The 13,084-nt window shown below is 65.0% G+C and carries 15 protein-coding genes; 8 read left to right on the forward strand and 7 right to left on the reverse strand.

The genetic code is table 11. The features are described 5' to 3' along the window. Positions 1 to 241 precede the first annotated feature (241 nt). Positions 242 to 1,252 (forward strand): tripartite tricarboxylate transporter substrate binding protein, encoded by a 1,011-nt coding sequence (locus tag IB258_RS21930; RefSeq protein ID WP_054458235.1) that lies wholly within the window; start codon positions 242 to 244, stop codon positions 1,250 to 1,252. A gap of 20 nt (positions 1,253 to 1,272) precedes the next feature. Continuing rightward, positions 1,273 to 3,009, forward strand: coding sequence for an IlvD/Edd family dehydratase (locus tag IB258_RS21935; RefSeq protein ID WP_054458304.1), 1,737 nt, complete (start codon positions 1,273 to 1,275; stop codon positions 3,007 to 3,009). 2 nt (positions 3,010 to 3,011) lie between these two features. On the opposite strand, the gene IB258_RS21940 is transcribed toward IB258_RS21935, so the two are convergent. Beyond that, positions 3,012 to 3,905, reverse strand: a complete 894-nt coding sequence (locus tag IB258_RS21940) for a LysR family transcriptional regulator (RefSeq protein ID WP_054458234.1) — start codon at positions 3,903 to 3,905, stop codon at positions 3,012 to 3,014. A gap of 134 nt (positions 3,906 to 4,039) precedes the next feature. On the opposite strand from IB258_RS21940, the gene IB258_RS21945 reads away from it, so the two are divergent. Further along, entirely contained in the window at positions 4,040 to 5,029 is a 990-nt protein-coding gene (locus IB258_RS21945; protein WP_192353203.1) for a 2-hydroxyacid dehydrogenase, read from the forward strand. 19 nt (positions 5,030 to 5,048) lie between these two features. Here the strand turns inward: IB258_RS21945 and IB258_RS21950 are convergent, their stop codons facing one another. Then, a complete protein-coding gene (locus IB258_RS21950; RefSeq protein ID WP_125471554.1) occupies positions 5,049 to 5,687 on the reverse strand; it encodes a hypothetical protein in 639 nt (212 codons plus the stop codon). 78 nt (positions 5,688 to 5,765) lie between these two features. Continuing rightward, entirely contained in the window at positions 5,766 to 6,137 is a 372-nt protein-coding gene (locus tag IB258_RS21955) for a hypothetical protein (protein ID WP_054458232.1), read from the reverse strand. Positions 6,138 to 6,331: 194 nt separating this feature from the next. Here IB258_RS21955 and IB258_RS21960 point away from each other — a divergent pair, with 194 nt between their 5' ends. Both IB258_RS21960 and IB258_RS21965 read left to right on the forward strand, forming a co-directional pair. Next, complete coding sequence (locus IB258_RS21960) at positions 6,332 to 7,234, forward strand: PhzF family phenazine biosynthesis protein (RefSeq protein WP_054458231.1); 903 nt, start codon at positions 6,332 to 6,334, stop codon at positions 7,232 to 7,234. Positions 7,235 to 7,484: 250 nt separating this feature from the next. Then, positions 7,485 to 7,919 carry a GNAT family acetyltransferase gene (locus tag IB258_RS21965; protein ID WP_054458230.1) on the forward strand — a complete coding sequence of 145 codons (435 nt, stop codon included), beginning with the start codon at positions 7,485 to 7,487 and terminating at the stop codon, positions 7,917 to 7,919. 31 nt (positions 7,920 to 7,950) lie between these two features. Here the strand turns inward: IB258_RS21965 and IB258_RS21970 are convergent, their stop codons facing one another. Together IB258_RS21970 and IB258_RS21975 are read right to left on the reverse strand one after the other, a co-directional pair. After that, positions 7,951 to 8,904, reverse strand: coding sequence for a succinylglutamate desuccinylase/aspartoacylase family protein (locus tag IB258_RS21970; protein ID WP_192353204.1), 954 nt, complete (start codon positions 8,902 to 8,904; stop codon positions 7,951 to 7,953). A gap of 11 nt (positions 8,905 to 8,915) precedes the next feature. Beyond that, the gene (locus tag IB258_RS21975) at positions 8,916 to 9,914 is read right to left on the reverse strand and encodes a tripartite tricarboxylate transporter substrate binding protein (protein WP_054458228.1); all 999 of its coding nucleotides are present in this window, start codon (positions 9,912 to 9,914) and stop codon (positions 8,916 to 8,918) included. A gap of 117 nt (positions 9,915 to 10,031) precedes the next feature. Here IB258_RS21975 and IB258_RS21980 point away from each other — a divergent pair, with 117 nt between their 5' ends. The 3 genes from IB258_RS21980 to IB258_RS21990 all read left to right on the forward strand — a co-directional run bounded on the left by IB258_RS21980 (position 10,032) and on the right by IB258_RS21990 (position 12,060). Continuing rightward, positions 10,032 to 10,895 carry a MurR/RpiR family transcriptional regulator gene (locus IB258_RS21980; protein WP_192353205.1) on the forward strand — a complete coding sequence of 288 codons (864 nt, stop codon included), beginning with the start codon at positions 10,032 to 10,034 and terminating at the stop codon, positions 10,893 to 10,895. A 235-nt stretch (positions 10,896 to 11,130) separates the two neighbouring features. Further along, positions 11,131 to 11,346: a hypothetical protein gene (locus IB258_RS21985; RefSeq protein WP_244958708.1), complete on the forward strand. Its 216-nt coding sequence runs from the start codon at positions 11,131 to 11,133 to the stop codon at positions 11,344 to 11,346. Positions 11,347 to 11,466: 120 nt separating this feature from the next. Then, the gene (locus IB258_RS21990) at positions 11,467 to 12,060 is read left to right on the forward strand and encodes a YSC84-related protein (RefSeq protein ID WP_054458225.1); all 594 of its coding nucleotides are present in this window, start codon (positions 11,467 to 11,469) and stop codon (positions 12,058 to 12,060) included. Between the two features lie 69 nt (positions 12,061 to 12,129). Here the strand turns inward: IB258_RS21990 and IB258_RS21995 are convergent, their stop codons facing one another. Both IB258_RS21995 and IB258_RS22000 read right to left on the reverse strand, forming a co-directional pair. Beyond that, positions 12,130 to 12,363 (reverse strand): hypothetical protein, encoded by a 234-nt coding sequence (locus IB258_RS21995; RefSeq protein ID WP_054458224.1) that lies wholly within the window; start codon positions 12,361 to 12,363, stop codon positions 12,130 to 12,132. Between the two features lie 100 nt (positions 12,364 to 12,463). Next, positions 12,464 to 12,934, reverse strand: coding sequence for an Lrp/AsnC family transcriptional regulator (locus tag IB258_RS22000; RefSeq protein WP_006226939.1), 471 nt, complete (start codon positions 12,932 to 12,934; stop codon positions 12,464 to 12,466). Positions 12,935 to 13,084: the final 150 nt, after the last annotated feature.

Raw genomic sequence — 13,084 nt, forward strand, 5'->3', positions numbered from 1 at the left:
GGAGGGATCCGAAGCGCAGCCCCACCGGGGCGAGCATCGGAATCCCGCAGTCCGGACGCCGGCGGCTCAAGAACTCTACTTCACCAAACCGAAGTGCAGCCCGGATTTTCCTCATCCATACGTCCTAGGACTCTCACGGATTTTTTTGACAGAACATAAATTTTTTTCTCTTTTCGCAGGCGGGAGTTTGCGAACATGCGCCTAGAGCTTTCAAGCCATAAGAACGCATCGGGAGACAAAAATGTTCTGTAAGAATGCCGCGCGCAAGCGCATTCACATCGCCGCGGCCGCCTTCATCGCGGCTGCTGCTTTCACCGTTCCTGGCCATGCATCCGCGCAGGCCGCCGACAGCTATCCGAACAAGCCCATCCGCCTGATCATCCCGTATCCGCCTGGCGGCGCGACCGACGTGATCGGACGCATCGTAGGCCAGCGCCTGAGCGAGCAGATCGGCGGCCAGGTCGTGATCGAGAACCGCGGCGGTGCAGGCGGCAATATCGGTGCGGCGGAAGTGGCGCGCGCGCAGCCTGATGGCTATACCTTGCTGATGGGGGCGCTGACTTCGCATTCGGTCATGGCGACCCTGGAGAAGGACACCATCCCCTACGACCTGCGCAAGGACTTCGCGCCCGCCGGGGTGGTCGGCTTTGTGCCGCTGGTGGCCGTGGTCAATCCCAAGCTGCCCATCAAATCGCTGGCCGATCTGGTGAGCTACGCGAAGGCGAATCCCGGAAAACTCAATTTCGCCTCGTCGGGCGCGGGCGCGCCGCAGCGCATGGCGATGGAACTCTTCAAGCAGATCGCGGGCGTCAACATCGTGCACGTGGCCTATCGCGGCAGCGGCCCGGCCATGACGGACCTGGTCGGCGGCCAGGTGGAGACGATGACCGAGACGGTGCCCGCCGCGATCTCCTTCATCAAGTCCGGCCAGTTGCGTCCGCTGGCCGTGCTGACGCCGCAGCGCGTCTCGATGTTGCCGGACATTCCCACCGCCGAGGAACAAGGCTTCAGCGGCTTCAACGTCAGTTCGCTCTTTGGCGTGATGGCGCCGGCCGGCACGCCGGCTCCCATCGTCGCCAAGATCAACAAGGCGCTGACCACGGCGCTGGCCAAGGACGATGCCAAGGCCCAGCTGCTGCAGCAAGGCGTCTATGCCGACGCGCTCGACGTCGAAGCCTCCAAGGCGCGCCTGAACGCCGAAATCGAGCAGTGGGCCAAGGTCATCCGCGACGGCGGCATCACCGTAAATTAACTGGAAGCAGCTTGAACAAGATGAGCAAGAAAAACACCGAGGCGTCGCAGGGCGAGGCCGGCGGCCTGCGCAAAGGCCTCACCAGCTACGGCGACAGCGGCTTTTCGCTGTTCCTGCGCAAGGCCTTCATCAAGGGCGCCGGCTACACGGACGGCGCGCTGGACCGGCCGGTGATCGGCATCGCCAACACGGGCAGCGCCTACAACCCCTGCCACGGCAACGCGCCGCAGCTGCTGGAAGCCGTGAAGCGCGGCATCATGTTCGCGGGCGGCCTGCCGATGGATTTCCCGACCATCTCCATCCACGAGAGCTTTTCCTTTCCCACCAGCATGTACCTGCGCAACCTCATGTCCATGGACACCGAGGAGCTGATACGCGCGCAGCCCATGGACGCGGTGGTGCTGATAGGCGGATGCGACAAGACCGTGCCCGCCCAGCTCATGGGCGCCGCGTCGGCGGACATACCGGCGATCCAGCTTGTGACGGGATCGATGCTGACGGGGTCGCACCGTTCAGAACGGGTGGGCGCATGCACGGATTGCCGCCGGTACTGGGGCAAGTACCGCGCCGAGGAGATCGACAGCCAGGAGATCGCCGACGTCAACAACCAGCTCGTCGCCAGCGTGGGCACCTGTTCGGTCATGGGTACGGCAAGCACCATGGCCTGTATTGCCGAAGCGCTGGGCATGACCGTGCCTGGCGGCGCTACGCCGCCCGCCGTCACGGCTGACCGGATGCGCATTGCTGAACTCACGGGCGCGCAGGCCGTCGAGATCGCCAGGCAGCGCCTGTCGGTCTCGAAGATCCTGACCGCGGATTCCTTCGAGAATGCCATGCGCGTGCTGCTGGCCATCGGCGGGTCCACCAACGGCATCATCCATCTGACCGCCATCGCCGGCCGACTGGGGCTGGACCTGGATCTGCAGGCGCTGGACCGCATGGGGCGCGAGACGCCCGTGCTGGTGGACCTGAAGCCTTCGGGCCAGCATTACATGGAAGACTTCCACAAAGCGGGCGGCATGGCCACGCTGCTGCGCGAACTCAAGCCGCTGTTGAAGCTCGACGCGCTGACCGTGACCGGCAGGACGCTGGGCGAGGAGATCGAACGCGCGGGGCCGGGGTTCCCGCAAAGCGTGGTCAAGACGCGGCAGAACCCGATCTATCCACAGGGCGGCATAGCCGTCCTTTCGGGCAACCTGGCCCCCGAAGGCGCCATCATCAAGCAGTCATCCGCCGATGCCGGGCTGATGGAACACGAAGGCCGGGCCGTGGTGTTCGAGAACGCCGAGGACCTGGCGGGCCGCATCGATGCCGCGGACCTGGACGTCACGCCGCAGGACATATTGGTGCTGAAGAACATCGGTCCCAAGGGCGCGCCCGGCATGCCGGAGGCGGGCTATATCCCGATCCCCAAGAAGCTGGCGTCGCAGGGGGTGAAGGACATCATCCGGATCTCTGACGGCCGCATGAGCGGCACCGCCTTTGGCACCATCGTGCTGCATGTCACGCCGGAAGCGGCCATAGGCGGGCCGCTGGCCTATGTCAGGAACGGCGACCGCATACGCCTGAGCGTGAGTCGGCGCGAGATCTCCCTGCTGGTGTCGGACGAAGAACTCGACCGCCGCCGCCGCGAGCAGCCGGTCACGCCGCCCACGGCCGAGCGTGGCTACAAGAAGCTCTTCCTCGATACGGTGACCCAGGCCGACAAGGGCGTGGATTTCGACTTCCTGCGCGGCGTGCCGGGCAAGTCGAAGTAGGGCTACGGCGTTGCGCGGCGTGCTTCCATGTTGCCGAAGAGGGTCCGGGCATCCTGGGATATCGACGCGGCCATCTTGGCGTGATGGCCGCGGGTATTCCAGATCAGGCCGTTCCTGCGCACGGGCGCACGGTTGGGCAGCGGGATGCGCGCCACGTCGAGCGACTTCCACATGGACGACCAGTCCGGAATCAGTGCAACGCCCAGGCCTTCATGCACCAGCGCGACGATGGCTAGCAGGCCGTCGATCTCCAGCCGCTGCTTGGGCCAGATCTGGTGGTCGCGCAGATAGCGGTCGGCCAGCTGGCCGCCGTAGATGTTGCGGTCGTAGCGTATGAAGGGTTGGGTCGACAGCAGGGTGTGGGCGTCCTGGTCCGCAAGATGGGACGGCGCGACGACGACCAGCGGTTCTTCCATGAATGGCTGCCAGAGACAGCTCTTGGGCACCGCGAACTGCGGTTCCACCACGATGGCGGCGTCGAGTTCGCCGTTGACCACCTTGCCGCACAGGTCTATGGAGCCGCCGGGCGTGACGAAGACGGAGGCGTCCGGATGCTTGCGGTACAGCGATTTCAGTATCGGCGGCAACACGTTCGTCAATGCGGACACGAAACAGCCGATGCGGAATTCGCCCGGTTGGTCGCCGTCGATGGCCATGGCGCGCAGATCGCGGATGTTGCGGATGGCCGCCTTGGTGCCTTCGAGGATACGCATGCCGCTCTCGGTGGGCCGGACCGAACGCCCCGAGCGCTTGACCAGCGCCACGCCCAGGTCCATCTCCAGCGCCTTGATGCGCGCGGCGATGGCGGCCGAGGTCAGATCGAGCTTGCGCGCCGCTTCGGCGAATGAACCGGCTTCGACGACTGCGACGAAGCTCTGCATGCACTTGATGTCCATGATGCGATGGGCCTATTGCCCTGAAAGGAGAAACTTCAGGTTGAAGATCGCACGAACCGCTACGAACCCGGCTGCGATGGCTGCAGGCTTATCGCGCCAATTTTCCGTATGTTATAGCGTCGAGGTTGAAATCCATGATCGAGCATGAACTGGCCCAAGCGCGCCAGGCAGCAGCAAATGTCTCCGGCAAGGGGGACGGCAAGTTTCCCCCTCTGCTCAAGGTAGGGGTTTTTCCCGAGTCGGTGGAAGCGCAGTTCCGCTCGAGGTTCACGTTGATCGACGAGGCGGCGCTGCAAAACGATCCTGCGCAGGCCGATGCGATCGGCGGCATCGTCACGCGCTCGAACTACCGGATTTCCGCCGAGCTGATGGATCGCTTGCCGAAGCTGCGCATCATCGCCACCAACGGCGTCGGCTACGACGGCATCGCGCTGGACCGCGCGCGTGAGAAGAACATCGTCGTGACCAACACGCCGGACGTGTTGAACAAGGCCGTGGCTGAATTGGCGGTGGGGTTGTTGCTCGCCTTGCTGCGCCAGTTGCCTGCGGCCGACAGCTTCGTGCGCACGGGCGCATGGGAGGCCTCGCCCTTTCCGTTGGGGGCGAGCCTGGCGGGCAGGAAGGTCGGCATCGTCGGTTTAGGGCGCATCGGCAAAGAGATCGTCCGGCGGCTCGTGCCGTTCGAAGTGGACCTCAGCTACTTCGGCCGCACGCCCCAGGATACGCCGTGGCGGCATTTTGATTCTCTGCCTGCCATGGCTCGCCATGTGGACGTGCTGGTCCTGTCATGTCCCGGCGGGGCGGCAACGCGCCACATCGTCGACGCCGCCGTGTTGAGTGCGCTGGGGCCGGAGGGGGTGGTCGTCAACGTCGCCCGCGGCTCGGTGATCAATGAGGCCGACCTGTGCCATGCGTTGGCCAACGGCATCATCCAGGGGGCCGCGCTCGACGTGTTCGAAAGCGAGCCGCTGGGCGAGAGCCCCCTGCGGCGCCTGTCGAACGTAATCCTGGCGCCCCATATCGGCAGCGCCACGCACGAGACGCGCCGCCAGATGGCGGAGCTGGCGATGCGGAACCTGGTGTCGTTCTTTACGACGGGGAGGGCGGTTACGCCAGTGGCGTAGCCGGACGTCGGGCTACCCGCTAGAACCACACTGTCGCAATCAGCAGCGCGCAGCCCGCCGTGGCTGTGGCTGCCATGATGGCGGCCAGGCGCAAGGCGATCTTGCGTTCCTTGCGGCCGACGTTGGGGTTGCCGACGTTGGCGGACCGCAGTTGTTCCCAGGTCGACGCGGCGCCCGCTTCGCGGCTTTGCAGGGCCGACGCGGCGTTCGCCGTGGAGCGGGAAATGCGGGTGAGCCGCAGCGCCGGATAGGCCAGCAGCAGCCCGGCCAGGAACAAGGCGCAGGCGCTGATTGCGCCTGCCGTGAAGGCCGAGCTGTCGCGCGCCGCGAACAGGATTAGGGATGCCGCCAGGCCGATGAGGTTCAGGCCGGCCAAGGCTTTCAGCGCCTGGACTCCCCAGGGGCCGGTGGCTTCCTCGGTGAAGTCTCCGACCGAGCGCCAGTAGGCGGCGTCGTTGGATGCGGCCTGGAAAAAGAAGGCGAGATCTCTCAGGAGCACCTCGCCTTGCCTGTCATCGGGGCTGGTGTCTCCATGCCATTGGGTGGCGAACTTCCTGCTTCGATCAGCGTCCGCGTGATGCGCGCGGGCCCAGTTTTCAGCCAAGCCTATCGCGGCTTCGACGGTAAGCGCCTCTGCGGGTCTGGCACTGTCTTTCATGTTTAGCGTCCCCATATATGGGACATTGTACTAGGCCTGAGTGGACGCTACCTTGATGCAAGGCACACCCCGCGCGGATCAAGGCAAGGCGGCGCCGGGATGGGGTGCTGGCCGGGAAAAACACACTTCGAGCAAGCTGTTGCTGCGCAGTTTGAGGGTGACGTCCGTACGCTGCCCGCCCGGCGTAGTGGCGGCGAAGAAACCAAGGGCCAGCGCGCCGAACCAGGCGGGAAGAAAGCTGGCCAGATCCCAGCCCGACACGCTGGCGTTGTAGGGTTGCTTGACCGTCCGCACGGTCAGCCCATGTTCGCGGCACAGCGCCTGCAGCGCTGCCGCGGTTTCGTCGATGTCGACGATGTTCTCCAGAAAGAACGGCTCCTGGACTCGCATCAATCTGGCAAGTTCGCCTGCAGGCAGGCGGTTCTGGAAGTAGGTGCGTACCGTGGACATGTGGCGGGTTCCTGGTGAGCGCAAATCGTCATGCACCGGCTCGGGGGGCGGAAAGCGCCGGGCCAGCATAGTCTATGCCAGATCCACCCGCTGTTACGGTCCCGATTCATCGCCTCTGTGTCTGGTGGGCCGCGCGCCGGCCCCGCACACTTCCCGGGTCGCCGCGCAGTCCGCGTGGCCTGAGAGGACGTTCCATGCGCTACCGTTATGTCACCGCCGATGTGTTCACCAGCCAAGCGTACGGCGGCAATCCGCTGGCGGTCGTGTTCGACGCCCAGGGCCTGAGCACGGCGCAGATGCAACGCATCGCGCGCGAATTCAACTATTCCGAAACCAGCTTTGTGCTGCCGCCGCGGGATCCTGCCCATACGGCCTGGGTGCGCATCTTCACGCCCGACCGCGAGGTGCCGTTCGCCGGACATCCCAATGTGGGCACGGCTGTGGTGTTGGCGCGCGAAATGGCTGCCTCGGGCCTGACCGTGCCGGATGCCTTCGCGTTTGAGGAGGAGGCGGGACTGGTGCGCATTGCGCTGCGCCCAGGCGCAAACGGCGCGGCGGGTGCGGAACTGCTTGCGCCGCAACCGCTGTCGCGCGCCAGCGAGGCGCCGGCCGCCGCGGTTGCGCGGGCCTTGAGCCTGGAGCCTGCGGACATCGATACCTCCACGCATGCGCCGCAGGTGGCGTCGGTAGGCCTGATCTTCCTGGTGGTGCAATTGGCCAGCCGCGACGCCTTGCGGCGGGCCGTGCCAGATCCGGCGGGCTACGCGGCCCTGCTGCCGCTGGACGGCGCAAAGTCCATCTATGCCTACACCACTGACACGGGGGCGGGCGGGGCGGATGTCCAGGCCCGCATGTTCACCGGTCGCATGACGGAAGACCCCGCGACCGGCAGCGCGACGGCGGCCATGACGGCCTTGCGCACGGCCCTGCGCGGCGCCGGCGCAATGCGCCTGAGGGTGGAGCAGGGCGTGGACATGGGACGCGCCAGCGTGCTGCTGGCTCACGCCGAACCGCGCGCCGATGGCGTATGGGCGGGCGTGGCGGGCGAGGCCGTGGTGGTCATGGAAGGCACGCTGGAGGCGCCTGACGCGTCCTGACGTTGGCTGCGCTTCGCCGCCTCGTGTATGCTTGCCCTCATGAACGCACAGCATTTCGCGCCTATGTCTGGCGCAGCCTACCGACGAATCACTCGACGCTTACGTTGAGTGGCTGGTCACGTCCCGGCGCCAAACCATCGGCGCCATATCCTGAAAGCCACGATACCCCTCGTGGCTTTTCTGTTTCTGGCTGGTCCCGCTGTCGAGGCGTATCGCAAGGCTTTCGTTGCCATCCTTGAAGGAACGAAGCATGAGTGCGCAAGACCTCGCCATCCGGCCCTACCATTCGACCGACGAAGCGGCCATCATCCAGCTGTGGCATGACTGCGGCCTGACCCGCCCATGGAACGACCCGCGCAAGGACATTGCGCGCAAGCTTGCGGTGCAGGCGGACTTGTTTCTGGTGGGAGAGGCGGACGGCGCGATCGTCGCGACGCTGATGGGCGGCTATGACGGCCATCGCGCCTGGATCAATTACCTGGCGGTATCGCCCGCGCATCAGCGCCGCGGTCATGCCACCGCGCTGATGCAGGCGGTGGAGCGCAGGCTGCTGGAAATGGGTTGCCCCAAGATCAATCTGCTGATCCGGTCGGGCAATATTGCGGTGAAGGACTTCTACGCGACCCTGGGCTTTCAGCAGGACGAGGTCATCAGCCTGGGCAAGCGCCTGATTCCGGACCTTTGACGGATCCCGATCAGGCGCTTGCGGATGGCGATCAGATCGCCACGGTCAGGTACACCGCTTCGCGACCCACGATGGGCATGCGCGTGGGCATGAAGATGGTGCAGTCGTCGCAGGGCGAACGGATTTCCTCGGTGCCGTTCATGGCGATGAGTTCACCCTTGGCGAAGGTTTCGAAGCCGATCACCGGACGGGTAAAGGTGAAGTCCTCGGACTTCACCATATGCACTTCGAGCAGGCGGTAGCGCTGCGGCGCGGCCGGGGGCGGCGTGCCGGCAGGCATGTCGATCAGGCCCGTGTGCGCGAGGAAGCGCAGCGTGACGTCGGTGGCCAGGTCGGCGGCGGATTGCGCGAAGTGCTGGCCGCATTCGACCACCAGCGAGCCGCTGCTGTCGGAGTGCGGATCGCCGTGGCGGCCGTAGCCCATGACGCCAGTGCCGGGGAAGAGGTCGGGCGGCATCACCAGATGCACCTGCGGCACGCCGACGGCGCTGGCCAGCGCCGTGTTGCGGTCCATCTCGGTGTAGACCCAGAAGGGTTGCACCGGCGCACGCGTGGAATGGATGTCCAGCACGAAGTCGGCGGCGTCCAGCACCGGCCGCAGCTCGCGGGCGCGGCGCAGTTCGGGGCTGTCTTCCGGGCCGTCCAGCATGGCTGCGGACCAGATGCGGTTCAGGTTGTGGACGAGCTGGCGGTTCTCGTAGGGGTTCTCGATATCGAAGGCTTCATAGGCTTCGACGTGCGCGAAGCTGACGGTGAGCGTGCCGATTTTGGGGCGCACGCCCGAGTCCAGCAGATGGGTCGCAGCCACCATGCCGCAGATTTCGTTGCCGTGCGTGATGGCGTTGATCAGCACGTGCGGGCCGGGACGGCCCGACTCGAACCGGTGCACGTAGGGGATGCCGACATTGCCCTCGCGATAGGCCGAGAGATCGCGCGGCAGGACTTCGAGCGGGGCGGTGTCGGGTTCGAAAGCGGGATTTTTCATGGGAGTAAGGCCTATTCAGGACGGATGCCGGCGCGGTCGATCAGGTCTTTGTACAACGCCAGGCGCTCGGACATCATGGCGGTGAACTGTTGCGGGGTCTGGTTCTCGGGGGGCAGCGCGCCGGCCTTTTCCAGGGATTGCGGCATGCCGTCCTCGGTGGCGGCGGTGCGCACGGCGGCCAGCAGCTTCTGGACGATGTCGGGCGGCGTGCCTGCGGGCGCGGCCAGGCCGATCCACGACATGGAATTGAGCACGGGGTAACCCAGTTCCTCGAAGGTCGGCACGTCGGGCAGGGAATCCAGGCGTTTTGGCGCGGCCACCGCCAGCGCGCGCATCTTGCCGACCTGGATGTGGGGCAGGAAGGGCGCGAGGTTGTCCAGCGCGAACTGCGCCTGGTCGGACAGCAGCGCGTTGATCAGCGGCGCGCCGCCGCGATAGGGCACGTGCACGGCCTGCAGCTGCAGGGTGTTCTTCAGCAGTTCGGCGTTGAGCTGGCCCATGCTGCCGATGCCTGCGGTGGCATAGTGCAACTGGTCGGGGCGCGCCTTCAGCAGCGCCACGAACTCCGCCAGGTTGCGGGCCGGCACGGCGGCATTGGTCACCAGCACATTGGGCGTGCGCGACAGCTGCGAGATCGAGACGAAGTCCTTGATCGGGTCGTAGCCCAGGTCATTGCGCATCAGCGGGTTGGCCAGGTGCGAGCTTTGCGAGGACGCGACCAGCGTGTAGCCGTCCGGCGCGGCGCGCGCGACGCGCTTGCTGCCGATGGCGCCGCCCGCGCCGTCGCGGTTCTCGATGATGACGCTGGTACCCAGCGCCTTGCCCAGGGCGTCCGCGTACAGTCGGCCGATCAGGTCGACGGAGCCGCCCGCAGGGAAGGGGACGACCAGCGTGATGGGGCGCGAAGGATAGGCGTCGGCGCGCGCGGCCAGCGGCAGCAAGGCGGCGCCCAGACCGGCCAGGATCAGGCTGCGGCGGATCGAGGACGGTCCCTGCGATTGATGCTTCATGGAATTCTCTTGTGGTGACTGCGGGTTTGGTCTAATTTGCAATGAAGATTGCAGGCAGCAATATAAGATGCAATGTGTATTGTGAAATTTGGGGTTATCACCTAGGGCCATGCAAGGATGAACCTGCACCAACGTATTGCCGGCTACGGCCGCAAGCTCAGCAAGAGCGAACAATTGCTGGTCGAGGAGATGCAGGCGCGCTATCCGCAAAGCCTGCTGGAATCGGCGACGGCGCTGGCCAGGCAGGTCGGCACCAGCGCTTCCACCGTGGTGCGCCTGTTGGCCAAGCTCGGCTACGAAAGCTACGCGCAGGCCCAGATGGAGGCGCGCACGGAAGTGACGGCGCGCCTGGCCTCGCCCGGCGAGCGCGCGGACGCGGTGGGCTCGGACAAACCGTCGGCGCGCGCCTGCTTGCATAACGCCTTGCTGCATGACCAGCACAATCTGAAGGAGACCTACGCGTCGATCGACGTGGCCGCCTTCGAGGCTGCCGTCCGACTGCTGACGCAGCGCAAGGGGCGGGTGCATGTGCTGGGGCTACGCCAGGCCGCGCCGCTGGCCAGCCACGTGGCGCTGTACTTGAACCTGTGCCTGCCTTCGGTCAAGCCCATGGTCGCCGCCGGTCCGCTGTTCCTGGAAGACCAACTGCTCTGGATCGACGAGGCCGACGTGCTGCTGGCGTTTACCTTCAGGCGCTATTCGGTTGCCGCGGCCAAGGCGGTGCAGTATTTCCGGCAGCAAGGCGGCAAGGTGATTCTGATCACCGATTCGGCGTCGGCGCCCGCCGCGGCCTCGGCACACCACGTGCTGATAGCGCGCAGTTCCAGCGCGTCGCCATTCGATTCCTACACTGCGGCCTTTTCCGTCTGCAATGCCTTGCTGGCGGCGGTTGCGCAGCGCAGCAAACAGGCCTTGGGCGCGGCTTTGGAGCGCGGCGAAGGCTTGTGGGACGCGCAATGGATACGTCCGCCGGGCGGCTGAAAGATGCTGCTCGCACCGTTCTTGCGGCGAGCGCGAAAGGCCAGGATTTGGACCGATTTTCGGCCATTTGGATGAGCTTCAAGATGCGTTCGCACTACCTGCTCTAGTACTTCATAACTCCTTGAAAACATTACTTTTCAAGCCAAAAATTTTTTGGCATATTGCGGCCGGGAAAAACAATTTCGAGGAGCAAGGAATGGGCGCGTGGCCACAGCGTCATATTGATGGATTCGAGGTGGAATGTCAGGTCATCCGGCTGGATACCGGCATGTTGGCGATCGAGGTAGCGGTGTGCCGGAGGGTGGAAGGCGAATTCGAGCGGCGCTGGTCGCTGCCGCGTTTCGTGACCTTCGAGGATCCCGGGACGGCAAGACGCCACGCCGAACTGGTGCTGTCGGGCATCGTGTCGGTGGACGAAGCCACGGGCGAACCGCGCTACGGCATCCTGTAGCGGCGGGCCGGACCCGCAGCGGCAGGCAGGGTTTTGTTTCTTTTCACACAATCGCGTGCTTTGCGCTGGCGGATTTGCCCGGTACATTGGTGTAGGGTGACAACAACAAAGGAGAGTTCCATGTTTGATACTTTTCCTGTCTTGCGTCGTGTCGGCCTGGCCGCCGCGGCGATCGGCGTGGCCGGCCTGATGTTCACGGGTTGCACCACCAACAGTTCCAAGTCAGAGGCCACCGCGACCGAACAGCGCCAATCGTTGAACAGTGCGGCCGACGCCACCTTGGGCAAGCTCTATCAAGCGTCGCCGCAGTCCAGGGAACTGGTCGCCCGCGCCCGAGGCGTGCTGATTTTTCCTGATGTGTTGAGCGGCAGCTTCATCATCGGGGCCGAGCATGGCAAGGGCGTGCTGCGCGTGGGCAGTTCCACCGCCGGCTACTACAGCACCACGGCGGGTTCCGTCGGCTTCCAGGCGGGGGCGCAGTCCAAGGCGATGGTGCTGTTGTTCATGACGGATGAGGCGCTTGCCAAGTTCCGCAACAGCAGCGGCTGGACCGTGGGCGCCGATGCGACGGTTGCGGTTGTCAATGTGGGCGCCAACGGCCGCATCGACACCAACACGGCACAACAACCCATCGTCGGCTTCGTGATGAACAACGGCGGCCTGATGGCAGGCGTGTCCCTGGCCGGTACCAAGATCTCCAAACTGAATCTTTGAACGGGCCTGCCAAGCAAAACGCCGCGGATGTTCTCCGCGGCGTTTTTGTTTGGCGCGTCTGCCGGCGCTTCAGCCCATGAGCGTATCGCCGTTGTTGCGCACCGAGCTCTCGCGCTGCATTTCGGCGGCTTCGATGTCCGGGTCCAGGCCGCGCCAGCGTCTGATCCGGCCGCGATCCTGCTCGGGCTCCCAGCCGAGCAGACCGTAGCGTGTGATTTCGGTTTGACCCGTTTCGAATTCCACTTCGAAGTAGCCCTGACGATCGGGTAGCGTGCCGCCGGGGAACCAGTCGGTTTCAGGCATGGTGTTCTCCTTGCTAGGCGATGGGAGGGGCGCCGGCGCGGGGCGCGGCGCTTTCATTGTGGAGGGGCGCCACGGATCCCGCAAGTTGCCGCCGCGGGCTTCACGCGAGCGGGACGGCGGTGGTGTACAGCACCTGCTTCAAGGCGAAGCTGGAACGGATGCTGGCGACGCCCGGGATGCGGGTGATGTGTTCGACGATCAGCCGCTCCAGCGCGTCCACGTCAGGCACCAGGGCGCGTATCAGGTAGTCGGCGTCGCCCGACATGAGGTAGCACTCCATGATTTCCGGCAGGACCGCGATTTCGCGTTCGAACACGTCCAGCGCCGCCTTGCGCTGCTTGTCCAGCGAGATCTGGATGAATACGTTGACCTTCAGGCCCAGCTTGCGCGCGTTGAGCAGCGTGACGCGGCGGTCGATCAGGCCCTCGGTTTCGAGCCGGCGCACGCGCGCCAGACAGGGAGAGGCGGACAGGTTCACGCGCGCGGCGAGTTCGACATTGGTCAGCCGCGCATCGCGCTGGAGTTCGTTGAGGATACGGATGTCGGTGGCATCCAGGTTGATTTCCGGCATAAGTCACCCAGTTACGGTCATTCAGCAATTCATCTGTGCTGAGTATGACGGGTATCTCCCTTGAATGCAGTGAAATATGCTGGGGTTAACCCTATAGACTATTCCATCATTTGGTAATTGTGCCAAAGCGCGGAATATTCAAGCAGTAGA

The sequence above is a fragment of the Achromobacter sp. ACM02 genome, from assembly GCF_014851605.1.
Lineage (GTDB): Bacteria > Pseudomonadota > Gammaproteobacteria > Burkholderiales > Burkholderiaceae_B > Achromobacter > Achromobacter aegrifaciens.

Excerpts from the sequence above, each read along its gene's own strand:
- IB258_RS21930 (WP_054458235.1), top strand. The coding sequence starts at position 242 with ATGTTCTGTAAGAATGCCGCGCGCAAGCGCATTCACATCGCCGCGGCC.
- IB258_RS21935 (WP_054458304.1), top strand. The coding sequence starts at position 1,273 with ATGAGCAAGAAAAACACCGAGGCGTCGCAGGGCGAGGCCGGCGGCCTG.
- IB258_RS21940 (WP_054458234.1), bottom strand. The coding sequence starts at position 3,905 with ATGGACATCAAGTGCATGCAGAGCTTCGTCGCAGTCGTCGAAGCCGGT.
- IB258_RS21945 (WP_192353203.1), top strand. The coding sequence starts at position 4,040 with ATGATCGAGCATGAACTGGCCCAAGCGCGCCAGGCAGCAGCAAATGTC.
- IB258_RS21950 (WP_125471554.1), bottom strand. The coding sequence starts at position 5,687 with ATGAAAGACAGTGCCAGACCCGCAGAGGCGCTTACCGTCGAAGCCGCG.
- IB258_RS21955 (WP_054458232.1), bottom strand. The coding sequence starts at position 6,137 with ATGTCCACGGTACGCACCTACTTCCAGAACCGCCTGCCTGCAGGCGAA.
- IB258_RS21960 (WP_054458231.1), top strand. The coding sequence starts at position 6,332 with ATGCGCTACCGTTATGTCACCGCCGATGTGTTCACCAGCCAAGCGTAC.
- IB258_RS21965 (WP_054458230.1), top strand. The coding sequence starts at position 7,485 with ATGAGTGCGCAAGACCTCGCCATCCGGCCCTACCATTCGACCGACGAA.
- IB258_RS21970 (WP_192353204.1), bottom strand. The coding sequence starts at position 8,904 with ATGAAAAATCCCGCTTTCGAACCCGACACCGCCCCGCTCGAAGTCCTG.
- IB258_RS21975 (WP_054458228.1), bottom strand. The coding sequence starts at position 9,914 with ATGAAGCATCAATCGCAGGGACCGTCCTCGATCCGCCGCAGCCTGATC.
- IB258_RS21980 (WP_192353205.1), top strand. The coding sequence starts at position 10,032 with ATGAACCTGCACCAACGTATTGCCGGCTACGGCCGCAAGCTCAGCAAG.
- IB258_RS21990 (WP_054458225.1), top strand. The coding sequence starts at position 11,467 with ATGTTTGATACTTTTCCTGTCTTGCGTCGTGTCGGCCTGGCCGCCGCG.
- IB258_RS21995 (WP_054458224.1), bottom strand. The coding sequence starts at position 12,363 with ATGCCTGAAACCGACTGGTTCCCCGGCGGCACGCTACCCGATCGTCAG.
- IB258_RS22000 (WP_006226939.1), bottom strand. The coding sequence starts at position 12,934 with ATGCCGGAAATCAACCTGGATGCCACCGACATCCGTATCCTCAACGAA.